We start from the raw sequence: 26261 nt of genomic DNA on the forward strand, positions 1-26261 counted from the left end.
GGTCCGCCCGCGCGGTCAACGCCGCTGACCGACAGCGGCAGGAGTCGGTCTGATCATGGTTTGTGTACGTCTGGCCCGGGCAGGCTGGCAGCGGACGTTCACGACTGGGAGGCCGCCATGACCGCCGGAACGGCCGCGACGGACACCGCCGGCCCCGCGGGCACGGGTACGACCGGGCCGACAGTGCTGGACGACGCCGAGCTGGCGCTGATCGACGCCTACTGGCGGGCCGCCAACTATCTGTCCGTCGGCCAGATCTACCTGCTCGACAACCCGCTGCTGCGCCGGCCGCTGGAACCCGCCGACATCAAGCCCAGGCTGCTCGGGCACTGGGGCACCACGCCCGGCCTCAACCTGGTCTACGCGCACCTGAACCGGCTGATCCGCGCCCACGACGTGTCCGCGATGTTCGTCACCGGGCCCGGCCACGGCGGCCCCGGCCTGATCGCCAACACCTACCTCGAGGGCACCTACAGCGAGGTCTACCCGCACATCAGCCAGAACGCCGTAGGTATGCGCCGGCTGTTCAGGCAGTTCTCGTTCCCGGGCGGGGTGCCGAGCCACGTCGCGCCGGAGACGCCGGGATCGATCAACGAGGGCGGCGAGCTCGGCTACTCCCTGGTGCACGCGTACGGCGCGGCGTTCGACAATCCCGACCTGCTGGTCTGCTGCGTCGTCGGCGACGGCGAGGCGGAGACGGGCGCGCTGGCCACGAGCTGGCACTCGAACAAGTTCCTCGACCCGCGGCACGACGGTGCGGTGCTGCCGGTCCTGCACCTGAACGGCTACAAGATCGCCAACCCGACGGTGCTGGCCCGGATCCCCGAGCGCGACCTGTGCAGTCTGCTGGAGGGGTACGGCTACCGCCCGCTGGTCGTCGCCGGCGACGACCCGGCATCGGTGCACCGGAAGCTGGCCGCGGCGATGGAGACCGCCTACGACGGGATCCGGACGATCCAGGAGGCGGCGCGTTCGGGCCGGGCGCCGGCGACAGGTGACGGCGAGCAGCCGCGGTGGCCGATGATCGTCCTGCGTACTCCCAAGGGATGGACGGGTCCGCGCGAGGTCGACGGGATCCGGATCGAGGGGACGTTCCGGGCGCACCAGGTCCCGTTGAGCGAGGTACGTACCAACCCCGCCCACCTCGAGCTGCTCGCCGAGTGGATGCGCAGCTACCGCCCGGAGGAGCTCTTCGACGCCGACGGCCGGCTGCGGCCCGAGCTGGCCGCCCTCGCGCCCACCGGCACCCGGCGGATGGGGGCCAACCCGCACGCCAACGGCGGCCTGCTCCTGAAGGGCCTGGACCTGCCGGACTTCGCGGCGTACGGCGTGGACGTGCCCGCGCCCGGCGCCACCACCAGTGAACCGACGAGGGTGCTCGGCACCTGGCTGCGCGACGTGATCCGCGACAACCCCACGACGTTCCGGATCTTCGGGCCGGACGAGACCGCGTCCAACCGGCTGTCGGCGGTGTTCGAGGCGACCGACCGTGCGTGGGACGCCGTGGTCGAGCCCGGCGACGACCACCTCGCCCCCGACGGGCGGGTGATGGAGGTGCTGTCGGAGCACCTGTGCCAGGGCTGGCTGGAGGGCTACCTGCTCACCGGGCGGCACGGGCTGTTCAACTGCTACGAGGCGTTCATCCACATCGTCGACTCGATGGTCAACCAGCACGCCAAGTGGCTGAAGGTGACCCGGCAGATCCCGTGGCGGGCGCCGATCGCCTCGCTCAACTACCTGCTTTCCTCCCACGTCTGGCGCCAGGACCACAACGGCTTCTCCCACCAGGACCCGGGGTTCCTCGACCACGTCGTGACCAAGAAGGCCGAGATCGTGCGGATCTACCTGCCGCCGGACACCAACACGCTGCTGTCGGTGTACGACCACTGTCTTCGCAGCCGCGACTACATCAACGTCGTGGTGGCCGGCAAGAACCCCGCACCCAACTGGCTGTCGATGCCGGCCGCGGTCGCCCACTGCACCCGCGGCATCGGGATCTGGGAGTGGGCGAGCAACGACCACGGTGAGGTGCCCGACGTGGTGCTCGGCTGCGCCGGCGACGTACCCACGCTGGAGACTCTGGCCGCGGTGGACCTGTTGCGCCGGCACCTGCCCGAGCTGAAGGTCCGGGTCGTCAACGTGGTCGACCTGATGCGGCTGCAGCCCGCGTCGGAGCACCCGCACGGCCTGCCCGACCGGGAGTTCGACGCGCTGTTCACCACCGACCGGCCGGTGATCTTCGCGTTCCACGGCTACCCGCTGCTGATCCACCGGCTGACGTACCGCCGGACCAACCACCACAGCTTCCACGTCCGCGGCTACAAGGAGGAGGGGACCACCACCACGCCGTTCGACATGGTGATGCTGAACGACCTGGACCGCTACCACCTGGTCATCGACGTGATCGACCGGGTGCCGGGACTCGCGGTCCGGGCGGCGGGGCTGCGCCAGCAGATGGTGGACGCCCGGCTGTGGGCCCGGCGCTACACCCGGGACAACGGCGAGGACATGCCCGAGGTCAGTGACTGGACCTGGCCCGGCGGCCACCCGGCCGAGCCGGCGGACTCAGGTCACGCACCGGCCCCGGCCCGGGCACCGGAGCGTGCGTGATGCGGGTACTCGTGGTGAACGCCGGGTCGGCGACGCTGAAGCTGTCCCTGCTCGACGACGACAAGCTGCTGGACAGCCGGCACGTGGAGACCTCCGACACCGAGTCCGGCCGCAAGGCGCTGGCCGAGGCGCTGGAGGCGATGGAGCACCCGGACGCGGTCGGACACCGGGTGGTGCACGGCGGTCCGGCGTACACCCGTGCGGTCCGGATCGACCCCCGGGTGCGCGAGCGGCTGGGGGAGTACACCTCGCTCGCGCCGCTGCACCAGCCCGCCGCGCTCGCCGGGATCGACCTGGTGTCCGAGCAGCTCCCGGACGTGCCGGCGGTGGCCTGCTTCGACACCGCGTTCCACTCCACGCTGCCGCCCGCCGCCTCGACCTACGCGGTGCCGGCGCGGTGGCGGGAGGAGTACGGCCTGCGCAAGTACGGCTTCCACGGGCTGTCCGCCGCCTACTCCGCTCGCCGCGCCGCCGAGATGGTGGACCGCCCGGTGCAGGAGCTGCGGACGGTGGTCTGCCACCTCGGCGCCGGCGCGTCGGCGACCGCGGTCCGGGCCGGCCGCAGCGTCGACACCACGATGGGGTTCACGCCGCTGGCCGGACTGGTGATGGCCAGCCGGCCCGGCGACGTCGACCCCGGCCTGCTGGTGTGGCTGCTGCGCAACGGCGTGGTCGACACCGAGGGCCTGGACGCCGCGTTGGAACGCGAGAGCGGGCTGGTCGGCCTGGCCGGCACGCCGGACATGCGGCAGGTCGTCGAGCGGGGACAGGCGGGAGACGCGCAGGCCAATCTTGCGATCGGGGTGTACGTCCACCGGCTGCGCGGGCTGGTCGCCGCGATGACCGCGAGCCTGGGCGACCTGGACGTCCTCGTCTTCACCGGCGGCGTCGGCGAGCACGCCCCGCTGGTCCGCGCCCGCGCCGTGGAGGGTCTGGCCTTCCTCGGCCTGGCGCTGGACAACGAGGCGAACTCCCGGGCCGACGGCGACACCGACGTCACCGCGCCGACGGCCCGGGCGCGGACGCTGGTGATCGAGGCCCGGGAGGACCTCCAGATCGCCGCGGAGGTACGCCGGCTCTGCCCGTGAAGGTTTCAGCCCTTCCTGGTGGTCAACCCGGTGTACAGCGCACGCAGGTGCTGGGTCCGGTCGGAGGCGCTGAGCACGTCGGTGGAGTCGACGAACTGGTCCACCGACCCGACCAGCGGCAGCTCCCGCAGCCAGGAGTCCTCGATCCTGCTCCGGCACGCCTGCGCGAAGCCGTCCGCGTCCGGCACGCGGAAAGGCCGGCTGAAGTACGGCCGCACCCGCGGGTCCACCGGCTCGCTCACCCCGGACTCGTTGTGCCGCCGACCGAGCAGTTCGTACGCCTCGACCAGTGCCTGCTCGCGGCTCGCGAAGTCGGTGGCCGCGACGGCCCGCCGCAGCGGAGGGACGAGTTCGTCCGCCTTCGGCAGCCGTGCGAACGCGGTGCCCACCCACTTGGTGTACGGGCGGTACTCCCGGGCGAGCAGGAACGCCAGCCCCATCAGGTCGCGGACCAGCCGGGCGGCGAGCACCGCCGAGCCGAGGTCGTCACCCACCTCGGCGGTCCGGCCCACGAACGCGACCTCCTGCGCGATCCGGCCCCACTGCGCGGCCACCAGCCACCGCCACACGTCCGGCGGGTACCACGCCAGCGCCTCCCGGGTCGCCGCCAGCTCACCCGTCGGGTCGGCGTACACCGCGCCGCGAACCACCCCGAGCAGCTGCTGCTGCGGCACGGTCAGCCAGTCGAGGTTGCTCATCCCGTCCAGCGGTTGCACGCCGAGCTGCCCCTGCAACCAGTCGCGCCAGGTGAGCACGTCGACCCGGTGCTGCTCGGGCGCGTCGTCCCAGCCGAACCGGACCGGCCAGCCGCGAAACTCCGCCGGCAGCCCTTCCTCGACCCGTCCGCGTACGGCGTCCACGTCGGTCTCGGCGACGAACACCTGCAGCCGCGGCCCCCAGCCATGGTCGGTGGAGCGGGCCGTGTCGTAGCCGAGCACGTCCGACCCCCAGCCCAGCAGCGCGGCGGCGTGCCCGGCCGGGCGTATTAGAGGAGCCACGACCTCGGCGTAGAAGGCTGCGTTGAGTTCGAGGGAGGGAACGAAGGTGGAAGACACGAGATCCATCCTGGCGGTACCGGCCCGGGCGTACGCAATCGGTTTAGGGGTCTGTCGCAGGACAGACCCCGGGGGCGTGGCAGCCAGTCGATCACGCAGCCGACGGACGACACGAGGGGATCACCGATGACCGGCACACCGGACCGCGGGAGCGCCCGGCAGTTCTACTACCGCTTCCTGGTCGAGCTGTGGGGCGCCGAACCCGCCCGCCGTGCACAGCTCGCTGCGGAACTCGTGACCGACGACTTCGCCATCCGCCGCGGCGGGCACGACGACCCGGCCCGCGGCCCGAGGGCCCTCCTCGGGCTGGTCGAGCACAGCGCCGCGCTGTTCGACGACATCGACGTACGGATCGACCAGGGGCCGATCGCGGACGGTGACATGGTGGCCGCGCGCTGGACATTCACCGGCAGCTACAGCGGCGGACTGCCGGGGGCCCGGGCACCGGAAGGGGCACGGGTGGCATTCTCTGGACTTGACCTGGTGCGGCTGGCAGACGGCCGGGCCGCTGAGTACTGGGTGTCCTCGGACGCCGACCATCTGATGCGGCAGCTCCAGGTCGAGGGCTGAGCCGGAAGTTCCGGACGTGGTTCGGAGTCGGAGGAGGACGTGCGTGAGTGAGCTGGACGCGGCCGCGGTGACGGCCTGGCTGGGCGGCGGCGAGGAGTACGCCACCTGGGTGAGCGAGCTGGACCGAGTGGGTCCGCCCGAGACCGAGGTCACCCTGGCCGAACCCGCGCAGGTGCAGGCGCTGGCCGAGCCCCTCGGGCTGCACTCCGACGACGCGGCCGACATCGTGGCCACGAGGTTCACCGCGGCGGAGGACCCGCAGCTGTGGTGGCTGCTGCAGCGGTGTCACGAGCATCTGGTCTCCGGCGTGGGCACCCTGGACACGCCGTGGCTGCGCTGGCCGACCCTGCCGGCGGAGCTCGGTGCGAAGGGGCGGCTCTTCTACGTCCACGTCTTCCTCGCCTCGATCCCGTCGCTGCTGCGCTACCACGAGAGCCGCGGCATCCCGGCGTCGGAGAGCTGGGCGATCCTGGCCGACCTGGGCCGCCAGATCGCGATCTACCGCCGGATCCACGGCGTCGGCGGCCTGGACGTGCAGGGCTGGTTCTCGCTGCACTTCCGCGGCCTGATCTACGACTTCGGTCGGCTGCAGTTCAACCGGGCGCTGGTCAACTTCGACGACGAGACGATCTCCGCCGGGGGAGCGCCGTTCCGTAAGGGCGATCCCGTGCTCGGCGTACACATCCCGGAGTCCGGGCCGATGACGCCCGAGGCGTGCGACGAGTCGTTCCGCCGGGCCCGGGAGTTCTACGACCGGTACTTCCCCGAGGACAAGTACCGCTACGGAGTCTGCTCGTCCTGGCTGCTCGACCCGCAGCTGGCCGACTACCTGCCCGAGGACTCCAACATCATCCGGTTCCAGCGGCGGTTCGAGATCCTGCCGGGCGGCCACGAGGGTGACCGGGACGTGTTCCAGTTCGTGTTCCGGTTGATCAACCCGACGGTCGACCAGCTTCCCCGGCGCACGACGCTGGAGCGGGCCGTGGCCGCGCACCTCGAGGCAGGCAAGCACTGGCAGGTGCGCTCGGGCTGGGTCGCGCTGTAGGGAGTACCCCGGGAGTACGTCAGGAGTACGTACGCAGGTGAACGGCGTGGTGGCCGTCCTCACACGAGGGCGGCCACCACGCGTTCGCAGCGCGGCGGGTCGATGGTGAGGCCGACGCCCAGGCCCCACAGCCAGTAGTCGACCGCGCGGACGATCGCCCAGGCGCGGGCCCGGTCGGGGTCGAGGTCGCCGGCCGCGGTCAGGACGCCGAGCAGTTCGCGGATCGCCCACGCGTCGGGCGCCTCGTCGACCCGGGTCCACATCAGTTCCGGCACGGCGAACTCCGGGTCGCCCGCGACCGGCTTGGGGTCGATCGCCAGCCAGGGTTCGCGCTCTGCCGCCAGCACGTTGCCGTAGTGCAGGTCGGCGTGCACCAGGTCGCTGCCCGCGTCGGCGGCGAGGTCGCGGGCGGCGGTGGCGACCCGGTCGATCCACCGCGCCGGCACCGGAAAACCGAGCCTTCGCTGCCGCTCGTGCACCGTGGCGGCGATCTCGGCGCCGAGGTCGGCGAGCCTCGGGGTTCCGGCGGGCAGCGGCTGGTCCGCCGTGCGCGGCACCGTGAGCCGGCGCAGGAGGCCGCCGGCGATTCCGGCCGCCTCGTACAGCTCGACGTCGCCGAGTGACCGCCCCGCGTCCAGGCGTTCCAGCAGCAGCGCGCCCTCCTCGGGTCGGGCCGCAAGCAGCCGGACGATGCCACGTCCGTCCCATGCCCGCAGCGCGTCCGCCTCCATCGCCGTGCTCGCCGGATCCCAGCAGACCTTGAGTACGCAGGGCTGGGCGCCGCGCCGGGCGGCGAGAACGAGGCTGTGCGCGCCGTGCCGTGGCGGGTCGGGCAGCACCTCCACCGCCCACTGCCGGGCCAGCTCCGCCACGAAGTCGGGCAGCCGTTCCAGCCACGCGTGGGCGTCCGGTCCGGCGAGCCGGACGCGCTCCTCCACGAAGCTCGGGGGTACGACGATCCGCATGCTGCTCCCTGTCCCAGGCTGTCCCGTCCCCGGCGGGGACCATACCGGCGGCCGGTCGCGGCCGTCACGGCGGTTTTCGTCCGCGACGCCCGTATCGCGTACGTCCGATTCGCGCCTTCCGTCCCGGAACGCGGCGCCGCCCGAGGTGCGCCCGCGGCGGGCGCCGTGGGGCGCGTCGATAGGCTGACCCGGAACCCCGTACGGAAGGAAACCACGGTGGCTGTCCGGGCAGTGCGTGGCGCGACCCAGCTCGAGGTCGACGAACGCGAACACCTGCTGGAGCGGGTCGCGGAGCTCGTCCGCACCGTCCTGCACAGCAACGACCTCACCAACGACGACCTGATCAGCGTCATCTTCACCGCCACCTCCGACGTGCAGTCGGAGTTCCCCGCCTATGCCGCCCGGCTGATGGGGATGACCGACGTCCCGCTGCTGTGCGCCCGGGAGCTGGAGATCGGCGGCGGGATGCCGCTGGTGGTGAGGTTGCTCGCCCACGTCGAGACCGACCTCACCCGAGACGAGGTCACCCACGTCTACCTGCACGGTGCGGCCGCGCTGCGACGCGACCTGGCCCACGTGCACGCCGTACCCGACGAGACACAGGCATGACCGAGCCGCCGTTCCGCCGGGTGGTGGTGATCGGGGCCGGCCTGATGGGCACCTCGGTCGCGCTGGCGCTGCGCCGGTTCGGCGTGGAGGTCCTGCTGGAGGACGCCGACCCGGGCAACCTGCGGGTCGCGGTGTCCCTCGGCGCGGGTGTCCCCGTCACCCCGGGCGATGCGCCCCGGGCTGAGCAGGCAGACCTGGTGGTGGTCGGCGTACCCCCGGCGGCGCTCGGCACGGTGATCGCCGACGCTCTGGCCCGCTTCCCGTCCGCCGTCGTCACCGACCTCGGCAGCGTCAAGGCCGCCGCCCTCGCCGACACCCGGGCGCACGCGCCTGCGGGGGCGGGACTGGACCGCTACGTCGGCGGGCACCCGATGGCCGGCAGCGAGCAGTCCGGTCCGCTGGCCGCCCGCGCCGACCTGTTCGACGGCCGGGCCTGGGCGGTCACTCCGCACGCCGACAGCCGGCCGGACGCGGTGGCCGCGGTGGAGCGGTTGGCACGTACGTGCGGAGCGTTGCCCGTCCAGCTCTCACCCGGTGAGCACGACGAGGCGGTCGCGCTGGTGTCCCACCTTCCCCAGGTCGCGTCGACCGTGGTCGCCGGCCTGCTGACCACGGCGGCGGAGGGGCATCTCGTCCTCGCCGGTCAGGGGCTGCGGGACGTGACCCGGATCGCCGGCGGCGACCCGGACCTGTGGACGCAGATCCTGTCCGCCAACGCCGAGCCGGTCGCCCGGCTGCTGCACGAGGCGGCCGACAACCTGCACCGGGTCGCGCACACCCTGGAGAAGCGCGACGCGGCCGAGGCCGGGCTGGCCGACCTGCGCAACTCCCTGGAACGCGGCGCGACCGGCGTACGCCGGCTGCCCGGCAAGCACGGCGCGCAACCGGAGGCGTTCAGCGCGGTACCCGTCCTGCTGCCCGACCAGCCGGGGGAGCTGGCCCGGTTGTTCGCCGACGTGGGTGCCGCCGGGGTCAACATCGAGGACGTACGGATCGATCACAGCCCGAACACCCCGGCCGGCCTGGTGGAGTTGTGGGTCCACCAGGACACCGTTCCCGCCCTGCTGGAGGCCCTGGCTCACCACGGGTGGGACGTGCACGGGTAGCCTCCCCAACGAGCACCCGGAGGGAGACGACAGGTGGAGCGAGCCGACCAGGCCGACCAGGCCGGCACGGCGGGGATCGTGGTGGCCATCGACGGGCCGTCCGGTTCCGGCAAGTCCAGCGCCGCCCGCGGCACCGCACGCCGGCTGGGACTGCGCTACCTCGACACCGGTGCGATGTACCGCGCGGTGACCTGGTGGATGATGCGCGCCGGCACCCCGGTCGACGACGCCGACGAGGTGGCCGCCCGCTCCGGCGAGCCCGAACTGCGGGTCGGCACCGACCCCGACCTCCCGACGATCACCGTCGACGGCGTCGACGTGTCCGGGCCGATCCGGTCCCGTGAGGTGACCAACGCGGTCAGCGCGGTGTCCGCGGTCCCCGCCATCCGGCAGCGACTGGTGGCGTTGCAGCGCGAGCTCATCGGGGCCGGCGGGATCGTCGTCGAGGGACGCGACATCGGGACGACCGTCGCACCCGACGCGACTGTCAAGGTCTACCTGACAGCGCACGAGCAGGAGCGTGCGCGCCGCCGGGCCGCCGAGGGTCTGGGTGGTGCGAAGGTCGAGATGACGCTCACCCAGCAGGAGCTTGCCCTTCGGGACAAGAAGGACTCCACGCGGACGGCCTCGCCGCTCAACCAGGCGCCCGACGCGATCGTGCTCGACACCACCGAGCTCAACCTCAACCAGGTCATCGAGCGCATCTGCGCCCTCGCCGACGAGCGCGCCGGCACGCCCGGCCGACGCTGACCGAGCGACAGATGGGTTGCCGACGATGAGTGAGCCGGCTGTGACTCCGTACTGGCACGACGTGCCCGGGCCACCACGGCGCGGTCTGGTGGCGTCGCGTCCCGTCGTGGAGCGGTTGGTGCGGGCGACGTGGAAGGTACGCGTGCACGACGACCACCACGTGCCCTCCACCGGCCCGGTGATCCTCGCGTCCAACCATGTCGGCATCCTCGACGGCCCGCTGCTGTGCGCGGTAGCCCGCCGGCCGGTGCACGCCATCGTCAAGAAGGAGATGTTCCGCGGCGCGGTCGGCCGCGCGCTGCGCGGGATGGGGCAGATCCCCGTCGACCGGCGGGCCACCGACCCGGCCGCTGTCAAGGCGGCGTTGGCGGTGCTGCACCGCGGGGACGCGCTGGCGATCTACCCCGAGGGCGCCCGCGGCGCCGGCGACTTCACGGTGATCAAGTCCGGCGTGGCCTACCTCGCGCTGTGCACGGGTGCGCCGGTGGTGCCCGTCGTGTGCCTGGGCACTCGGTTGTCGGGTGCGTCGATCGGTTCGGTACCGCCCGCGCGGTCGCCGGTCGACCTGGTGTTCGGCCCGCCGGTGACGTTGCCGCGTACGGACTGGCCCCGGCGTCAGGACGTGGTTCGCGAGCAGGCCCAGTGGCTGCAGAAATGGCTGGTGGGTCATCTGCGTTATGCCTGCGAACTGACCGGCCGGGGACTCCCCGGACCGGCCGCCCGCCCGGAGCCCGAACCCGGTCCGGTGGTCACGCCGTAGCCTGGGACACCGGTGCGCGCCGGCCACCCCCACGCGGGCTGAGCCGGAGGCGGGCCGGCCGTACGGCAGTTCGACCGTTCGGCACCATCGCGGGCTCCACCCACGCGCCCGCGACCGAGGCCTGGGACACCCAGGCCCGACATAGAGGACTTTTTGTGAGCAACGAGGAGTATGGCCGCGTCGAGGACTACGTCGATGATCTCGACGGGTTCGAGGAGTTCGACGGAACGGCCTTCGAGGCTGAGGGCGAAGCAGCCGAGAACGTACCCGTGGTGGCCGTCGTCGGGCGGCCGAACGTCGGCAAGTCCACCCTGGTCAACCGCATCCTCGGGCGGCGCGAGGCGGTCGTGGAGGACCTGCCCGGCGTCACCCGCGACCGGGTCGCCTACGACGCCGACTGGCGCGGACGCCGGTTCACGCTGGTCGACACCGGCGGCTGGGACCCCGACGCGAAGGGCTTCATGGCGCGGGTGTCCGCGCAGGCCGAGCTGGCCGTGGACGCCGCCGACGTGGTGCTGTTCGTGCTCGACGCCAGCGTCGGGGCGACCGACGTGGACGAGACTGTCGTGAAGATCCTGCGGCGGTCGGGCAAGCCGGTCGTGGTGGCCGCCAACAAGGCCGACGACCACCGCGGTGAGGCCGATGCCACCGCCTTGTGGTCGCTCGGGCTGGGCGAGCCGCTGGCAGTGTCGGCGATGCACGGGCGGGGGACCGGTGACCTGCTCGACGCGGTGTTCGAGGTGCTGCCGGAGGCGCCGGCCGAACGCGAACCCGGCACCGGCGGGCCGCACCGGATCGCCCTTGTCGGCAAGCCGAACGTCGGCAAGTCCAGCCTGCTGAACCGGCTCGCCGGACAGGAGCGCGTGGTCGTCGACTCCGTGGCCGGCACCACCGTCGACCCGGTGGACGAGCTGGTCGAACTCGGCGGCAAGACCTGGCGGTTCATCGACACCGCCGGGATCCGACGCCGGGTCCGCGAGGCGTCCGGGCACGAGTACTACGCGAGCCTGCGTACCTCCGCCGCGATCGACCGCGCCGAGGTGGCCGTCGTACTCCTGGACGCCTCCCAGCCGCTGTCGGAGCAGGACCTGCGGATCATCACCACCGTCGTGGAGTCGGGCCGCGGCCTGGTGCTGGCGTTCAACAAGTGGGACCTCGTGGACGAGGACCGCCGGCTGCGGCTGGAGAAGGAACTCGACCGGCAGGTACGCGTCCAGTGGGCGCCACGGATCAACGTCAGCGCCCGTACCGGTTGGCACGTCGACCGGCTGGTTCGCGCGATGGAGACGTCGCTGGCCGGCTGGCAGACCCGGATCCCGACCGGGCAGCTGAACGCGTTCCTCGGCCGGCTGGTCGCCTCGCATCCGCACCCGGTCCGCGGCGGCAAGCAGCCCCGCATCCTGTTCGGCACCCAGCCGCAGACGTCGCCGCCGAAGTTCCTGCTGTTCACCACGGGCTTCATCGAGGCGTCGTACCGGAGGTTCGTCGAGCGGCGGCTGCGGGAGGAGTTCGGCTTCGCCGGTTCGCCGATCATGATCTCGGTGAAGGTACGGGAGAAGCGGAAGAAGGCCTGACTTCTCAGCGTGGGAAGCGACGGGGAGCCGGGCTTCGGCCCGGTCCCGTCGCGTAGTTCGGGGGAGTGGAGCCGGTGGCGTACCGCCGGCGGTCCATGCGGTAAGGTTTCCGACGGTTCGGCGGACTCGCCGGCCACGGGCTGTAGCGCAGTTTGGTAGCGCACTTGACTGGGGGTCAAGGGGTCGTGGGTTCAAATCCCGCCAGCCCGACACACGAATGTGCAGCGCGTCTGGACGTCCCTGGCGCCAAGCTCGATCTCAAGAAGGACCTCGACGCCTATCAGGCGAAGCGAGACCAGTTCCGGGTCGTGAGCGTGCCAGACCTGCAGTACCTCATGATCGACGGCCATGGCGACCCGAACACCGCGCCCGCCTACGCAGGTGCGGTCAAAGCGCTCTATCCGGTGGCCTACAAGCTGAAGTTCGCCAGCAAGCGAAACCTCGGGCGCGACTGTCGGCTCGTACGACGACGAGGCTGACATCCTCGCACGGATGCACCATGACTTCATTCCTGATCACGGCCTTCGCGTGGTCGGCAGGCACCACGAGGTCTACCTCAGCGACCCCCGGAAGGTCGCACCTGAGAAGCTGCGCATCATCCTCCGTCAGCCGGTCCGCGAGACCACCGAAAGCGGTCTCTGACCTGTGGCCTTGGACGAGTCCGGGAAGGCGGGTCGGTTGTCACTCGGTCGCCGAGACCTGACCGCCGATTCCGGTTTCGTTGCCGTCGCTGTCGTGGAAGACGTACTTCCAGACCGAGCCGTGCTTCTCGACGTCGACCGGCTCCAGGCCCCGCCCGGAGATTCTCGCAACCTCGGCCGTCGGGTCGTCGACCCAGATCATGCTGACGGCCCCGCCTGCTCTGCCGGGATCCTGAATGATGTACATGTACCGGTCTTCGGCCAACTGCCAGACCGCCTCGATGTCGTTCGGACAGAAGGCCGGTTCAGCGCCGAACAGCCGCTTGTACCACTCCAGCGCGCTGACATAGTCGCGTACCGGGATGCCTGCGAACACTCCTACCGCCATGCCTGTCTCCCACTCGATGTCGAACCCGACCGGTTCGGGCGCTGAAAGACAGACCGGCGCACGCCTCGAAACTCAGCGGAGTTCCGTTGGAGACTCCCGCCCAGCCCACACGACCGGCCCCGGATCTTGTACCGGGAACGGCCACACGGATAGCTTCAACCTTCTATGCAGCATCATGAGGACACGCTGGAAATGTACGTCCGAAGGGTGAAGGCCGACCCGAACGCGATCGCGGTCATCCTCGTGGGATCGGTGGCTCGTGGTACGGAGCGACTCGACTCGGACGTGGACGTGTATCTCGTCGTCCCCGACGACGTGTTCGATTCGGCCATCGCCGCGCATCGTGTGATCTTCGATGAACGCTTCGACGCGACGTATCCAGGCGGCTATGTCGACGTCAAGCTCGCCACCGTCACGTTTCTGGATGCTGCCGCCGAGCGTGGAGACGATCCGGTTCGCGCATCATTCGAAGACGCGCGGGTAGCCTGGGTCCGCGATGGCTACGACATCGCCGATCGGGTCGCCGCCATCCCCGTGCTTCCGCCGGACGTGTGGGAAAGCCGGGCCATCTCGTTCATGTCCGAGGTTTGGTGGCACGGAACCGACTTTCTGCCACAGGCTGTCGCGTCGGACAACACGTTCTTGCTGCATCACGCCGCTGTACACACGGTGAGCGCCGGCGGGCGCGCCCTGCTCGCGTTGAACCGGACGCTCTTTCGCGGGCCGAGGTATCTCGACGCCACGCTCGCCGCGCTGGATCGAATACCGGACGGATACAGCACCCTCGCTCGGCAGCTCCTCACCCAACCCGGCCGGGAAAGCGCTGACGCATACGTGCAGGCACTGGAATCCATCCACCCCTGGCCAGTGGATCGGGCGGCGAGTGCTTCGATCTTCATTCGGGACAACGAACTTTCCTGGCTCACCGGGATACTCCCGCCTGAGCTGAGTTGACTGGCAGGAGCCGAGCCGCCTCGGGCCGCGAGACCTACCCTCCCGCCCCTACAATGATCGGCGGTCAATGCTGCCAGCGCAGGATTCGACTCCACTACCCCCACCGCCGACGAAGGACTGGAGATGAGCCCCACGAGAGAAGCGGCGGGGGTGGCCGTGTTCTCGCCCGATGGGCATCTCCTGCTGGGCCGCCACGCGCACGACGGTCGCTGGGCCACCATCGGGGGAGCCGTGGAGCCCGGTGAAACGCCACGCGAACCGCCGTACGCGAGGTGCGTGAGGAAGTCGGCCTCCATCTGCAGTCCCTCGACTCGCTGGGGCGCTTCGCCGGCTCGCAATCTACGACGTCCGGTATCCGAACGGAGACGTGGTGAGGTATGCGGTCACCAGCGGCCGAACCACTGCTCGGGCCGTACTCCTCGAACCTCTCCACCTCGGTGAACCCCAACTTCGCGGCGAGGCGCATCGAGGCGACGTTGGCGGTTTGAGTGCACAGCACCACCGGCTCGCCGGGTAGTGCGCCCGCGAACCAGTCGAGTACCGCAGCGCACGCCTCGGCGGCGTAACCGCGCCCCCACGTGTGCGGCAGGAACATGTAGCCGAGCTCGGCCTCACCGGCATTCGTACGGACGTGACCCGGACGCTCGGAGTCGCGCCGATCGAGCGTGATGAAGCCGATCATCGCTCCGTCGAGATCGACCACGAACAGGCCCGGGCGCCGCCTGGGCACCTCCGGCACCGCGCGCTCGAGATCCTCACGCGGTTGAGGGCCGCCGACGTAGGTGCCGACCTCCGGCGAGGCCAACAGCTCGATGACCGCCGTACGGTCCGTGGCCTCGGGTTCGCGGAGCACGAGCCGCTCGGTCCTGATCGGGGCGGGTGGCCAGGCGACGGGTCCGAGGTCAGACATGGCGGGCAACCTATCGCACGCCCTGCGGGACAGGGAGCCTCCGACAACCGGTTCAGGCGCGGGCGCGCCGGAGACGTTCCTCGCCCTGCGCCAAGGTCTCGGCCAGCGCAACGGCCGGTTGACACCACAGGATCTCGGCTCGCGCGTTGTGCACGGCCGGCCACAGGCTCGCTGCCCAGGCCACCTCCCGTTCGTCGGCGGTGAACCGCCGTCGGCGTGCCTCTTCGTACGCCGCGATGAATGCCTCCGAGCTGTCGAGCGGGGCGAGCGTAGGAATCTCGGTGCTGGCGAAGGCGCCGCAGGCCGCGCCGACAAGCGCGGCTTCGGGCAGCCACGCGATGCTGTCCCAGTCGTACACGGTATGGATACCGTCGGGGCTCCACCGCAGGTTCTGCGCCTCCCAGTCGGCATGGCCGAGGACGCGCCGCCCTTCGGCCTTCGTCAGCCGGGCACGAGCGCGGGCGGCGACGTCTACCAGCTGCCCGGGAAGATCATCCGCGCCCGGCCGTGAGTCGTGACGTGGATTGGGCGGCCAGATGCCGGGACCTGTGTGATCCCAGTGCACCCATTCGGGATTCGGTAGCGGGGGCGTGAGTTCGATGCGTGCCGTGATCGCGGTGAGGTCGGCGAAGAGCTGAGCCGAGCGCTCCGCGATGGCCGGGCTGTCGCCTCGCAGCATCTCGCCACCCGGCCGCCACTCCTCGGCATGGACCGCGTACCTGTCCACGTAGGTGGCGTCGGTGAGTGGGCGAGCACAGGGGAAGCCCGCGTCGGCCACCTGCTGCTGGACCTCGACACAGGTGGTCGTCCGCCTGGTCGGGTCCGGGCGAGCCTTGATGAAAACGGTCCGCCCGTCGTCGAGGCGTGTGCCGTTCACCTGCGGCAGTCCAGGCGTGGCAACCGTGCCGACGGGCAGGGCACCCAGCTCTTGCCTGCACCACGCCGCGATCCGTGGACCAACCTCTGCCTCGATCACCCGAGCGATCCAACCACACCGCCAGACAATGGCCGACCCCCGCTAGTCGAGCCGGGGAAGGAAGCTCCGGCGGGCGAGGGCGATTGCGGTCTTGGTGACGAGAGCGGCGATGAAGACTGTGATCGCGAGGAGTACGAGCCAGCTCCACACGGTGCGCCCGACGGGTCTTCCATAGCTGATCCAGTGCAGGGCGAATGTGGCGACCGCGGCGTAGGGGAACGCGAACGACCAGAACGCTGGGCCGAAGGCAAGCCGGCGATACACCGGGATCAGCCGGAGCTGGACGATGACGGCGAGCGTGGTGAACCCGCCGAATGCCAGGACGAGTACGTCGACCCTGCCGTGGGTGATGGCCAGGAATGCGAGGCCGGCGAGAGCCGGAGGTGCGATGTCGATGGCCAGCGTGGGCATCAGCGGCGCAGGCAACCGGGGCCGGAAAAGCAGCCGGGCCATGATGACGGAACCGATGAGCAGCCACGACAAGACGCCGAGGCCCATGAACGCGTGAGCAAGGGCGGTCCAGCCCGCGAGGGCGGCACCGATGGATGCGATGAGGCCGCCGGCAACGGCGGGGAGGACGTATCCAGGGTGCAGCCGCTCCAGGTCGAGACCTTCGACGATCCACTGGCCGACCATCCACCCAGCCAGGAGGGTGGTGGCGACGGCGAAGACCCCGAACAGCCACTTGCCGGCCAGCGGGGCGTGCGGCATCAGTCCGATCGCGAGGAGCATGCCGACGATCGGTATCAGCGACACGAACGGCGCCATCACAGGATCCTGCAGTTCGGCGCGCCAGCCGCCGGGCCGGCGCGGCACCTGAACCAGGAAGCCGACGACAAGCACCAGCCATACGGCGGCGGTGAGGATGAACAGGACGTCGGCCACCAATCCGGGTGCCATCCCCAGCATGGCCGCGTATCGCCAGCAGATGGACAGGCCCGCCATTCCGTAGGAGATCCCGAACATGTTCGGGGTGATTCCCGCCTTGGGCTGCGCCGTGGGCGTGTTCATCCGACTCCTTCACCGCAGGAACCGCGGACCGGGTAGTTCTGTTGCGAACTACCCGGCCGTGCCGTGATTCAAAATCGGTGGGCTCTCAGGACGAAACCAACGCGGGCGTCGTTCCCGCGCGCCGGAATGTCAGCCGTAGTCCCCCTGGTCAGCAGGCGCGGGAAGGCACAGGTGTCTGATGGCGGAGCTGAGGAGCACCGCGGCGGTGATGGCCGCGGACACGGACGTGAGTACGACGAAACGTCACGCGCACGCCGAGATCCTGGAGCAGCCATCCGCCGGCGAGCGGACCCAGCGGCGCGGCAAGGCCGGCCACGAGCATCACCGCGCTCAGCACCCGTCCCTGCAGCTCCGGTGGAGTGATGCTGATCTGGACGGCGGCGAGCATCCCGTTGGCAGGGGCAGAGGTGAAGTACGTCAGGGCCAGCAGGGCGCCGACCAGGAACGGGTCGTACGCGAACATCAGGGCGCCCAGAGCGAGCGTGGTGGTCGTACAGAAGAGGTACACCAGCACCGGCGGAGGGAGCCACCGCTGAAGCTGCGGGGACAGCCAGGCCCCGAGGATCCCGCCGATCCCGGCAAGGGAGAGGGCCGCGCCGATCTCGACGGCCGGCGCCCCCCGTGCCCTGGTCGACGCGATCACCACGAGGACGACGGCGGGGAAGATGAGCGAGTATCCCGCCGCGCTCAGCAGGGTGACTCGCAGGAACGTGTTGGTCCACACCATCCGGATCCCGGTGAGAAGGTCGTGGCGCAGCGGCCGGAAGTTCGCCTGTCGCCCTTCCTCCCCGTGCGGTCTCTCCTCGCCGAACAGCCTCCGCCTGATCGAGCCGATGAGGAGACCGCTGGTCACGAAGCTCGCGGCCTGCACCGCGATCGGCAGCGCGGCCGCGACGCCGAAGAGAAGGCCACCCAGAGGCGGCCCCCCGAGAGCGGCCAGGTGACCGCGCGCCTCGTTCTGCGCCATGGCGTTCGGCAGTTGCGTCGTAGGCACGACCTGCCGGACAGCGACCATCTGGGCAGGATCGAAGAACGCGTCACACGCGGCGCTCACGACGGCCACGACGACGAGGTGCACCATGCTGAGCCGGTCGGCCACCACAGCCAGGGCAACCGATGCCGTGGCCACCGCCCTGATCGCGTCGCACGTCACCAGGAGCGCCCTGCGTGGGAGCCGGTCCACGAACACTCCGGCAGGCAGCCGCAGAATCGCTCCGGCCGCCATTCCCACGAAGGCGATCAGACCGGCTGTGCGCGCCGAACCGGTCGCCAGCAGCGCCAGCAGGGGATAGGCGATCATCGCGATGCTGGTTCCCAGGGACGAGATCGCGTGCCCGGACCACAGCACCATGAAGTCGCGGTTCCTGCGCAGGGGAGTCACTGCGTCGGGTACACGCACAGGCCCTCCGGTGGTTGCCGCTCGGCTTCGGTTCGCTGAGTTTGATCAACGTCCCGCAAGTCTTGGGATAGGCACCGGCCGATGTCCATCACGTGCGCTGACAGCTGATCGTGTGTGTGCTGACAGCGGAACGCCGCCGCCCGGGGAAGCTGTCGAGGAGGATGGTGCTTGTCGGTGGCGTCTGCCATTCTCACCGCCATGAATCACATCGGCGTACGAGAGGGCGGATGATGAACAACCTGTTCGACGAGGAAATCCGCGGGCACCACAGCATGCGTGACCACCTGCTGACCGTGGTGTCCGATGCCGACCTCGGCTACAAGCTTCCGGGCCACAACCCGACGCTGGGCGAGTTGCTGGTCGAGCTGGGTGACCTGCAGGGCGTCTACACCCACTCATTCGAGAAGTTCACCCTCGACTGGACGCACCGCCGGCTTCCACCCCCGGCGCCGATCACGATTGCCGGCCTGCGCGCGTGGTTCCAGGCGCAGGACGAGGCCATGAAAGGCGCGCTTGACAGCTTCACCGAAGAGGAGTTGCACATCGACCGGATCGACCGCGGGGGCGGCTTCATCGCTTCGCCGTTCGTCCAGCATCAGATCTACCGCGAGGCTGTGTACATCTTCTACGGCAAGCTGAGCGTTTACCTCAAGGCGCTGGAGCGCGACGCCGGCAAGCACTGGGCGGCCTGGGTGGGCTGATGGTTCGCATCAGCCGTGGGCCTGCTGCCGACGCTCGTGCTCGTCCTACCAGTTCAGGTGTTCGTCCCACGGGACGTCAGCCAGGGGGACCTCCACCACGGCCCCGGCTTCTTCCAGGTGGGGTGCCACGTGCGCAACGTAGTGGCGGCTGGCATGGATCTCGATCACCCGCCCCTTCAGGTCACCTGCCAACAGCCTCAACCGCGTGGTGACCCACAGCCCCCAGGCCTCCTGGTACCACTCCGGGGTGTCGGGCAGAGCTCGGTCGTACGGCGCCATCCACTCCTCCGGCTGCACGAGTCCGTGTTCACCGGAGAGGATGAACCACGGTTTGGCCTGCCGGCCCACATAGCGCCGTAGCCGCGCGAAGTACGGGCCGACGTAGAGATCCTTCGCGGCGCGAGGGCCGTCAGCCTTCTCATAGACGCAGGTGACCAGGAGCAGATCGGGAGACGCCACGATTGCTTCAGCGTCCGAACGCCCAGGCCACCATCAGCGGGAACTCGGCCTGCCAGAACGGGTCGCCGTGGTTTCCGGCCCGCTCGGTCATCACGATCTCCGCACCGGCATCGCGCAGCGCGGCCGCCCACCGGGTCGCGTTCTCGAGGAAGAACGGCTCCTCCGTGCCGGCGACGAGGTAGGTACGAGGAAGCGGATTCGGCATCACCTCAGGCGGGCGGTAACCGCCGCCCGGTGAGGCGGAGAAGACCGCGCCGTAGATGTCCGGATGGCGCAACCCCATGGCGAGCGAGAGCTCCCCACTCGCCGACACGCCGCACACAGCGGTGCGTTCGGCCGGCAACTTGACGCCGAAGCGGGTCCGGACCCAGCTGGCGACGTCCTGGACGAAGAACCTTTCATGGGCCGCGAACCGGTCCTCGTCGAACGACGGTGAGTACTCCCGGATGCGTACCATCTCGTCCTGATCGTCGGTCCGAAAAGCGCCGACGATCATCGTCGGCGGTACGTCGGCCGACTCGAGGTCTGCGCCCCACTGGGAGATCAGCTGGCCGTCACCGGCGAACACGACGGCCTCCGGCGGATCCGGCGGCACATAGACGGTGACCTGCCGCCCACCGTCGTACTCGAACGTCTCGGTGACGAACTCACCCGCTGTTCTGTCAGCACGGGATGGCTCCGGCACCGCTTCGGCACTACCAGGGCGGACGGCAGCGTGGTCATCCATTGGTCGCACCTCGATCCGGGGTCGTGTCTGGTTGCCGGAGAAGCTGACCACGATAGAACACTCCACGCGGCCGACGCCGCTCTGCACCGTCGGTGTGCCCCACGTACCCTCCTCATGTGAGCGGACTTCCCAGTGAAGTGATCCGGCTGAACGACGCTGATGCCGGTGAGTTGCTGACTCTCCAGCGGGCCGCGTATGTCAGCGAGGCCCAAGCACACCACGACCTCACCCTGCCGCCGTTGTCGGAGACTCTCGATCAGCTACGCGCCGCTCTGGCCGACCCGGCATGCCATCCGTGGGGCACCCGCGAATCCGGTCGCCTGGTGGCCGGCGTGCGCGTCAGGCTGGTCGAGGAGTCCACCGCGGAGATCGGCCGGCTCACGGTCGCACCCGACCGGCAGGGCAGGGGCCTGGGCACGACGCTCCTGCTCACAGCGGAGGACCGCCTACCAGCCGGCATCAGCTCGGTCCGACTGTTCACCGGCGAGCACAGTCATTCCAACCTCCGTCTCTACCGGCGACTCGGCTATCAGGAGACGGGACGAACGCAGGCAGGCAGCTATCAGCTCGTCCACCTCGAGAAGACTCGTCTTCGGACTGACGCCGTACGCCGTTGAACGCGGCGAGATTCAGCGCACCAGGTCAACGCTTCGGGGCTTGACCGGCAACGACTGTCCGAGAATGATCACGTTCTCCTCGCGTCACGCCATCGATTATCGCGTTGCCGGTCGAGGGCGGGCCGGTCATGCTCGGTGGTCATGTCCGAGTTCGACGGCTGGCTGCACGACCTGCACTCCGGCATGCGCACGCCGACCGCGCTCATCCGGTCCGTCGTACGTAAGGCCACGGGGTCGACGCCCCCGAGCCTGGAGCCGATCGTCGCCGGGCAGGTCTGTGAGGTGTACGACGCGGGCGAGGTCGTCGTACGGATCTCGCACGAGGAGGAGCCGCGGTTCGAGGGGGAGCGGTGGGCGCTCGATGTGGTCCGGGAACTCGGCGTACCGACGCCACGGGTGCTGCTGATCGAGTCCACGGATGGCGTCGCCTTCTGTGTGGAGGAGAGGCTTCCGGGGGAGCGGCTCGATGTGCTCCTCGGCCGCGGCGAGCGGCCAACCCAAGCGGTCGACGAGCTTGGTTCGCTGCTGGCGCGGATCCACAGCGTGCCCATCGAAGGGTTCGGCTATCTGCAGGCGGACGGACGCGGCTGGCCGGTCGACTTCGCCCTTCTCGACGTGGTCGCGGAGCGACCCGCCCTGACGGCTGCGGCGAGATGCCTTGGAGTCCCGGCCACGCTCGTCGATCGCGCGGTCGCGACGCTTGCCGAATACGCCCCGCGCTACCCGTGGACCACGCCACGACTCGTACACGGCGATTTCACGATGGACAACATCCTCGTCGACGGCGGCCGCATCTCCGGGATCATCGACATGGAGAGGGCTGCTGGTAGTCACCCCGGCGAGGACCTGATGAACTGGGACCTCTGCCACGGTGATCGGATCCCGCTCAAGAGGCTGCTGGCGTCGTACGGTGACAGCGACATCTTCGACGCGTCGTACGAGCCGCTCTTCCACCTCATGCTGCTGCGACGATGCCTGTGGATGCTGATCGTGCACCACACCACCGGCAACCCCGGCAGCGCCGATCACTACCGGGCCGGAATCGACCGGGCGGTTCGCTTCTTCGACTAAAGGTGAGAGCTCAGCCGCTCGAGTTCGTCAGCTCGTCGGTGATCCTTCACCCGTCCGGCAACTCGCCGCATCCGGATCAGGTCAGCGCGATGCAGGTAACGGATCTCGAACCCGTCGGCCCTCGCAACCTCGCACCGGGTAAGGAAGTCGGCTATCGGCAGGTCCTTCCAGGGCAGGGCCGGGGTGCAGCAATCTCCGCTTGCGCCAGGAGAACGGAACAGCACCTTCGGCAGGTCGAACGCAGCGGCATTACAGCGCAGGGGAACGCCGTCATCGTCGGTGAGCTCAGCCGACACCGATGCGAAGCCCGCGGCCAACGCGTCCGACCTTCCGGCCTGACCGTCCCAGAGGAGGTCCAGGTCCCCGGTCAGCTCACGGGACCCATGCATGATTCCGGCGACCTGTCCGATGACGACCACCTGCGCACCGAACTCGTGCAGTGCCCGCAGCAGCGGCAGCGGATCGAAACCCATCGCGTCGTCAGTACCGAAGGTGCCAACGGTTTCGTCGGCGTCGTGATGCGTGAGGCCGTTGCGCGGCCGAGCGCGAGTCTCCTGCGCCAGACGCGACAGCGCATCGCGAAGCCGCTGAACCGCAGCATCACCTGAGCCGAGGCGCCCACCCTGCGATGCGGGCGCATCCATCAACGGTGCGGCCTCGGCGCTCTCCACGCCGGCCAAACTAGTACCTCGTCAAGGAACGTTGGCGTTGTAATCGTTTCGGGTGGAGGTGTGTCGGCGATACGGCCACGGATCCTTGGGTGGCCCGAGCCCGCGCCGATCCGAGGTCGGGTATTCAGCGCCTGGTCTGGTACCTGGTCAGGAGCACGCCGTCGGGAAACGTCCGGGTCTCCACCAGGTTGAGGTTCACCCAGTTGTCCAGGGCTGTGAAGAACGGCGTGCCGCCGCCCACCAGGACCGGGTGGGTGACGATCAAGTACTCGTCGATCAGCCCGGCCCGCATGGCCGCCGCGGCGAGGGTGGCGCCGCCGACGTCCATGGGACCGCCATCCTCGGTCTTGAGCCGGGTGATCTCGGTGACAGCGTCGCCGGTGACCAGGCGGGCGTTCCCCTCGACCGCGCTGGTCGTGGAGGAGAACACCACCTTCGGCATGTCCCGCCAGCGGCGGGCGTACTCGATCTGCGCCGGTGTGGCGCCAGGCTGCTGGTCGGCGGTCGGCCAGTGGGAGCTCATCGTCTCCCACAGTTTGCGCCCGTACAGCGCCAGGCCCGTCGCCCCCACCCGATCGGACCACCACTGGAACAGTTCGTCGCTCGGCACGCTCCAGCCGAGGTCGTCGCCGGGCGCGGCGATGTAGCCGTCCAGGCTCAGGCTCATCCCAAAGGTCAGGTACCGCGTCATCTCATCACTTCCTTGTCTCGGCGGCCTCCTCCGGCCAACCTCTCACCCCTGCTACGAACGCCTCGCTCCGAATCCGACAGGCTGCCGGCAGAAAGTTCTCACGGGGTCTCCGCCCGACAGCGGTCGCCGTCACGTGCTCGGCCAGTCAACGGCAGCGACTACCCAGCCACGTCGCCCAAGAAGCCGCCGTCTCCCGCTACATCCGATGGACCAACCAACGCGCCCAACCTAAGACCAGGTTCGCCACCGGATCCAAGATCCGCCAGCCCGATACCTACCCAACGTTGCCTGACGAGGCACTAGAATCTCGCGCACCGGGCCTGTCCCGCATGCGGCCAGTACGCAGGTAGGTCGGTCACGAACTGACCTGTCATGAGGGTGACCCGGGCGGGGACGTGCTCAGTCTCCGCCCGGGCCCACCCGCGGGCAACGAACCTCAGGTTCCGGTCGCAGCCTCGTTCAAGGCATCGCGTATGCGACGAACGTAGTCGGCAGGCTGGTCGCCAGTCTGAAGATCTGGCATGTCGAGTACGTATCGGAGTTGGTCGAGCGGCATGTGCCGTACGAAGGATCGCGGATCCTCGATCAGCTCCGTGAGCAGGTCGTCGCCCTCCACGAAGAACAGGTCGATGACCTTGGCGTCTCCGTCAGCGGAGAACAGCACGTGACGGTCACTCATGTCGACCCGCGGGCCCCACCACCGAACGTTCTCGCGGCCCCACTCGTCCATGGTGTCGACCTCGTGCCGGAGAGCGCGCAGGTCGGCATCGGCTTCCTCCGGATGCTTCCAGTGCCGCAGGAACTCCTCGACGACACCGGTGTTCCCGACGGTCAGGTACTCGAGTACGGCCAGGTGCCCGCCGCCATTGAGTCGAGTCGCCAGCTCTATCCGTGGAACGTGGCGATTGCCCGCGCAGCGTACGCAGAGATCGACGAAGTACGTGTAACCCGGCTCGAACGGACTGACCCGGGCGGCGAGACGACCATGCGGAGATCGATACACGTACGCCCAGTCGCCCTGACCGCACATCGCCCAGCCCAGGCGTTCGAGATGTTCCCGCACCCAGCGGTGATCCTGCTGGGGCCATCGCACATCACGCAGGAGAACAAGATCGGGATCGTGCACCAGGCGAACCTAGTCACTGGACGGCTGGCACCGCCAACGACTTGACGCCCCGCAGTGCACACCGCTGAATCAGGTGAGGATGGCGCCCTCGGCTGCGGCGAGCGCTGCGTCGGTGTCGGCGACGGCGAGGTGGGCGTTGATGTGGGCGCCGGCAAGCGCGCCCGCCGCAGCCGAGGCGCCCACGTGGGCGGTCAGGTCGGTGGCGTTGCCGGCCACCCACACCCCGGGCACGTCGGTGACGCCGGCCATGCCGGAGGCGAAGCGACGCCCCATGCCTGTGGGCAGGTCCTCCATCGGCAGTTCCAGACCGTCCAGGCCCTCGGTGCGGGCCAGCATCGTGGTCGCGACGGCGAGGACGTTGCGGGCCACGACCTGACCGTCGGCCAGTCGTACGCCGGAGATCTTCCCGTCGGCGGCCGTGACGACCTCGTCGACCGGGGTGTCGACGACGCGAACGTCACGTGCGGCGAGCCGCGCGCGAGTGTCGGCATCGAGGTCGGTGCCCAGGGTGAAGTAGACGAGGTCCTCGGTCAACTGGCGGAACAGCAGCGCGTGGTGGATGGAGGCGGGGCCGACGGCGAGGATGCCGATGGGTTCGTCGCGCACCTCCCAGCCGTGGCAGTACGGGCAGTGCACGACGCCGTGTCCCCAGTGCTCCGCCAGACCGGGAACATCCGGCAGCAGGTCGCGCAGGCCGGTGGCTACCAGCACGCGCCGCGCGGTCAGAGTGCGGCCGCCGGCCAGGGCGATGCCGAAGCGCAGGTCGCCGTCGACGGACGGGGCGGCGGGCACGGCGGAGGTCATCTCGTCGAAGACGACCAGGCCCCCGTAGCGGCGAACCTCCTCGCGTCCCCGGTCGTACAACTCGGCAGGCGGGGTGCCGTCCAGCCCGAGGAGGCCGTGCACGCCCTCGGCAGGGGCGTTGCGTGGAGTGCCGCTGTCGATCACGACGACCGAACGGCGGGAGCGGGCGAGCATCAGCGCGCCGTTCAGGCCGGCGGCGCCGCCGCCGATCACCACGGCGTCGACGGTCTCGGCCGGCAGCGCGTCACTCACGGAGGGATCGGTCTTTACTGGCATGGTTCGTACCTTTCGTCCTGCCGTGGCCCCACCGATCGGGCTCTCTACACCCGACGCTAACCCGGAGCTTGCCCTGAAAGCATAGGATCTTGCGTATGACGCAAGGAGACGACGAGCTGGAGAGCCTGGTACGCAAACGCATCCGTGCTCTACGGGTGGCTCAGGGCTGGTCCCTGGAGGAGCTGGCGAGACGAGCGAGCGTCAGCCAGTCCACGCTTTCCCGGATCGAGAACGGCCAGCGCCGCCTGGCGCTGGACCAACTCGTCACCCTCGCCCGCGCTCTGGACACCACCTTGGACCAGTTGGTCGAGACCGCCTCCGACGACATCGTCACCAGCCCGGTGATCGACGGTGCGCACGGGACGATGCGCTGGGCCATGAAGGCCGAGCCGGGCACGACCGTCGTACGCCAGCGCCTGACCGAGCCACCGCCGGACAATCCTGCACGCATGCGAGCACACCCCGGCCGCGAATGGCTCGTGGTCCTGTCCGGCACCGCGATCCTCATGCTCGGCCACGGCCGCTACCGGCTCGAGACCAACCAGGCCGCGGAGTTTCCGACCATGCTTCCGCACGCCATCGGCGCTGAGCGCGGACCCTGCGAGGTCCTCGGCATCTTCGACCGCGAGGCGCGGCGCAGCCATCAACGAGCCGAGAGCGACTGAGTGATTGCCGTTTCGCGTCGCCGGGCAGGGCGATTCGGCGGC

At 69.9% G+C, this 26261-nt stretch carries 29 protein-coding genes, 1 tRNA gene and 2 pseudogenes; 19 read left to right on the top strand and 13 right to left on the bottom strand.

The window, feature by feature from the left end; all coding sequences use genetic code 11:
• The first annotated feature begins 117 nt into the window (after window positions 1-117).
• Together F4554_RS14800 and F4554_RS14805 are read left to right on the top strand one after the other, a co-directional pair.
• Window positions 118-2610: a phosphoketolase family protein gene (locus tag F4554_RS14800; protein ID WP_179787909.1), complete on the top strand. Its 2493-nt coding sequence runs from the start codon at window positions 118-120 to the stop codon at window positions 2608-2610.
• On the top strand, window positions 2610-3698 hold the full coding sequence (locus tag F4554_RS14805) for an acetate/propionate family kinase (RefSeq protein WP_179787910.1): 1089 nt from the start codon (window positions 2610-2612) through the stop codon (window positions 3696-3698). The genes F4554_RS14800 and F4554_RS14805 overlap by 1 nt, the downstream gene beginning before the upstream one ends.
• A gap of 5 nt (window positions 3699-3703) precedes the next feature.
• Here the strand turns inward: F4554_RS14805 and F4554_RS14810 are convergent, their stop codons facing one another.
• On the bottom strand, window positions 3704-4753 hold the full coding sequence (locus F4554_RS14810; protein WP_179787911.1) for a DUF4037 domain-containing protein: 1050 nt from the start codon (window positions 4751-4753) through the stop codon (window positions 3704-3706).
• Between the two features lie 126 nt (window positions 4754-4879).
• On the opposite strand from F4554_RS14810, the gene F4554_RS14815 reads away from it, so the two are divergent.
• Window positions 4880-5323: an ester cyclase gene (locus F4554_RS14815; RefSeq protein WP_179787912.1), complete on the top strand. Its 444-nt coding sequence runs from the start codon at window positions 4880-4882 to the stop codon at window positions 5321-5323.
• A 43-nt stretch (window positions 5324-5366) separates the two neighbouring features.
• Window positions 5367-6368 carry an acyltransferase domain-containing protein gene (locus F4554_RS14820; protein ID WP_179787913.1) on the top strand — a complete coding sequence of 334 codons (1002 nt, stop codon included), beginning with the start codon at window positions 5367-5369 and terminating at the stop codon, window positions 6366-6368.
• Between the two features lie 59 nt (window positions 6369-6427).
• Here the strand turns inward: F4554_RS14820 and F4554_RS14825 are convergent, their stop codons facing one another.
• Window positions 6428-7333: an aminoglycoside phosphotransferase family protein gene (locus F4554_RS14825; protein ID WP_179787914.1), complete on the bottom strand. Its 906-nt coding sequence runs from the start codon at window positions 7331-7333 to the stop codon at window positions 6428-6430.
• Window positions 7334-7549: 216 nt separating this feature from the next.
• Between F4554_RS14825 and aroH the strand changes: the two genes are divergently transcribed.
• The 8 genes from aroH (at window position 7550) to F4554_RS32175 (ending at window position 12774) form a co-directional block, all read left to right on the top strand.
• A complete protein-coding gene (gene aroH / locus F4554_RS14830) occupies window positions 7550-7942 on the top strand; it encodes a chorismate mutase (RefSeq protein ID WP_092655379.1) in 393 nt (130 codons plus the stop codon).
• A complete protein-coding gene (locus tag F4554_RS14835) occupies window positions 7939-9048 on the top strand; it encodes a prephenate dehydrogenase (protein ID WP_179787915.1) in 1110 nt (369 codons plus the stop codon). Before aroH ends, F4554_RS14835 begins: the two co-directional genes overlap by 4 nt.
• Window positions 9049-9081: 33 nt before the next feature.
• Entirely contained in the window at window positions 9082-9798 is a 717-nt protein-coding gene (gene cmk / locus F4554_RS14840) for a (d)CMP kinase (protein WP_337796051.1), read from the top strand.
• Window positions 9799-9823: 25 nt separating this feature from the next.
• Entirely contained in the window at window positions 9824-10558 is a 735-nt protein-coding gene (locus F4554_RS14845; RefSeq protein WP_179787916.1) for a lysophospholipid acyltransferase family protein, read from the top strand.
• Between the two features lie 155 nt (window positions 10559-10713).
• Window positions 10714-12132 (top strand): ribosome biogenesis GTPase Der, encoded by a 1419-nt coding sequence (der, locus tag F4554_RS14850; protein WP_179787917.1) that lies wholly within the window; start codon window positions 10714-10716, stop codon window positions 12130-12132.
• Window positions 12133-12268: 136 nt separating this feature from the next.
• Window positions 12269-12342 (top strand) — tRNA-Pro (locus F4554_RS14855).
• Between the two features lie 98 nt (window positions 12343-12440).
• Window positions 12441-12611 (top strand): hypothetical protein, encoded by a 171-nt coding sequence (locus F4554_RS32170; RefSeq protein ID WP_238341304.1) that lies wholly within the window; start codon window positions 12441-12443, stop codon window positions 12609-12611.
• 13 nt (window positions 12612-12624) lie between these two features.
• Window positions 12625-12774 (top strand): GyrI-like domain-containing protein, encoded by a 150-nt coding sequence (locus F4554_RS32175; protein WP_238341305.1) that lies wholly within the window; start codon window positions 12625-12627, stop codon window positions 12772-12774.
• 39 nt (window positions 12775-12813) lie between these two features.
• Here F4554_RS32175 and F4554_RS14865 read toward each other — a convergent pair whose 3' ends face one another.
• The gene (locus tag F4554_RS14865; RefSeq protein ID WP_179787918.1) at window positions 12814-13161 is read right to left on the bottom strand and encodes a VOC family protein; all 348 of its coding nucleotides are present in this window, start codon (window positions 13159-13161) and stop codon (window positions 12814-12816) included.
• A 165-nt stretch (window positions 13162-13326) separates the two neighbouring features.
• Here F4554_RS14865 and F4554_RS14870 point away from each other — a divergent pair, with 165 nt between their 5' ends.
• On the top strand, window positions 13327-14115 hold the full coding sequence (locus tag F4554_RS14870) for a nucleotidyltransferase domain-containing protein (RefSeq protein WP_179787919.1): 789 nt from the start codon (window positions 13327-13329) through the stop codon (window positions 14113-14115).
• Between the two features lie 123 nt (window positions 14116-14238).
• A complete protein-coding gene (locus F4554_RS34005) occupies window positions 14239-14556 on the top strand; it encodes an NUDIX hydrolase (protein ID WP_420360753.1) in 318 nt (105 codons plus the stop codon).
• Window positions 14557-14611: 55 nt separating this feature from the next.
• Here F4554_RS34005 and F4554_RS34010 read toward each other — a convergent pair.
• From F4554_RS34010 to F4554_RS14895, 4 genes and pseudogenes are all read right to left on the bottom strand, one after another.
• Window positions 14612-15025: pseudogene (locus tag F4554_RS34010) on the bottom strand (GNAT family N-acetyltransferase); the annotation flags it as partial.
• A gap of 52 nt (window positions 15026-15077) precedes the next feature.
• A complete protein-coding gene (locus F4554_RS14885) occupies window positions 15078-15902 on the bottom strand; it encodes a phosphotransferase (protein ID WP_202889300.1) in 825 nt (274 codons plus the stop codon).
• Between the two features lie 141 nt (window positions 15903-16043).
• Window positions 16044-17012: an SLAC1 family transporter gene (locus F4554_RS14890; RefSeq protein ID WP_179787920.1), complete on the bottom strand. Its 969-nt coding sequence runs from the start codon at window positions 17010-17012 to the stop codon at window positions 16044-16046.
• 148 nt (window positions 17013-17160) lie between these two features.
• Window positions 17161-18411 carry an MFS transporter gene (locus tag F4554_RS14895; RefSeq protein WP_179787921.1) on the bottom strand — a complete coding sequence of 417 codons (1251 nt, stop codon included), beginning with the start codon at window positions 18409-18411 and terminating at the stop codon, window positions 17161-17163.
• A gap of 227 nt (window positions 18412-18638) precedes the next feature.
• Here F4554_RS14895 and F4554_RS14900 point away from each other — a divergent pair, with 227 nt between their 5' ends.
• Window positions 18639-19112, top strand: coding sequence for a DinB family protein (locus tag F4554_RS14900; RefSeq protein WP_179787922.1), 474 nt, complete (start codon window positions 18639-18641; stop codon window positions 19110-19112).
• Between the two features lie 45 nt (window positions 19113-19157).
• Here the strand turns inward: F4554_RS14900 and F4554_RS14905 are convergent, their stop codons facing one another.
• The gene (locus tag F4554_RS14905; RefSeq protein ID WP_179787923.1) at window positions 19158-19571 is read right to left on the bottom strand and encodes a DUF6884 domain-containing protein; all 414 of its coding nucleotides are present in this window, start codon (window positions 19569-19571) and stop codon (window positions 19158-19160) included.
• Between the two features lie 7 nt (window positions 19572-19578).
• Window positions 19579-20298 carry an alpha/beta hydrolase gene (locus F4554_RS14910; protein WP_179787924.1) on the bottom strand — a complete coding sequence of 240 codons (720 nt, stop codon included), beginning with the start codon at window positions 20296-20298 and terminating at the stop codon, window positions 19579-19581.
• 116 nt (window positions 20299-20414) lie between these two features.
• On the opposite strand from F4554_RS14910, the gene F4554_RS14915 reads away from it, so the two are divergent.
• Both F4554_RS14915 and F4554_RS14920 read left to right on the top strand, forming a co-directional pair.
• Entirely contained in the window at window positions 20415-20915 is a 501-nt protein-coding gene (locus F4554_RS14915) for a GNAT family N-acetyltransferase (protein WP_179787925.1), read from the top strand.
• A 141-nt stretch (window positions 20916-21056) separates the two neighbouring features.
• The gene (locus F4554_RS14920; protein WP_179787926.1) at window positions 21057-21986 is read left to right on the top strand and encodes a phosphotransferase family protein; all 930 of its coding nucleotides are present in this window, start codon (window positions 21057-21059) and stop codon (window positions 21984-21986) included.
• Here the strand turns inward: F4554_RS14920 and F4554_RS14925 are convergent.
• Window positions 21983-22657: a hypothetical protein gene (locus F4554_RS14925; RefSeq protein WP_337796052.1), complete on the bottom strand. Its 675-nt coding sequence runs from the start codon at window positions 22655-22657 to the stop codon at window positions 21983-21985. The genes F4554_RS14920 and F4554_RS14925 overlap by 4 nt on opposite strands.
• Before the next feature lie 124 nt (window positions 22658-22781).
• Entirely contained in the window at window positions 22782-23348 is a 567-nt protein-coding gene (locus F4554_RS14930; RefSeq protein WP_179787927.1) for a dihydrofolate reductase family protein, read from the bottom strand.
• A 306-nt stretch (window positions 23349-23654) separates the two neighbouring features.
• Between F4554_RS14930 and rpmF the strand changes: the two are divergent.
• Window positions 23655-23714 (top strand): annotated as a pseudogene (gene rpmF / locus F4554_RS34015) (50S ribosomal protein L32); the annotation flags it as partial.
• Window positions 23715-23784: 70 nt separating this feature from the next.
• On the opposite strand, the gene F4554_RS14940 reads toward rpmF, so the two are convergent.
• On the bottom strand, window positions 23785-24411 hold the full coding sequence (locus F4554_RS14940) for a hypothetical protein (RefSeq protein ID WP_179787928.1): 627 nt from the start codon (window positions 24409-24411) through the stop codon (window positions 23785-23787).
• 132 nt (window positions 24412-24543) lie between these two features.
• On the bottom strand, window positions 24544-25554 hold the full coding sequence (locus F4554_RS14945; RefSeq protein WP_179787929.1) for an NAD(P)/FAD-dependent oxidoreductase: 1011 nt from the start codon (window positions 25552-25554) through the stop codon (window positions 24544-24546).
• A gap of 95 nt (window positions 25555-25649) precedes the next feature.
• Here F4554_RS14945 and F4554_RS14950 point away from each other — a divergent pair, with 95 nt between their 5' ends.
• A complete protein-coding gene (locus F4554_RS14950; RefSeq protein ID WP_179787930.1) occupies window positions 25650-26219 on the top strand; it encodes a helix-turn-helix domain-containing protein in 570 nt (189 codons plus the stop codon).
• The last annotated feature ends 42 nt before the right edge of the window (window positions 26220-26261 follow it).

This window comes from Actinopolymorpha rutila, assembly GCF_013407855.1.
Classification (GTDB): domain Bacteria; phylum Actinomycetota; class Actinomycetes; order Propionibacteriales; family Actinopolymorphaceae; genus Actinopolymorpha; species Actinopolymorpha rutila.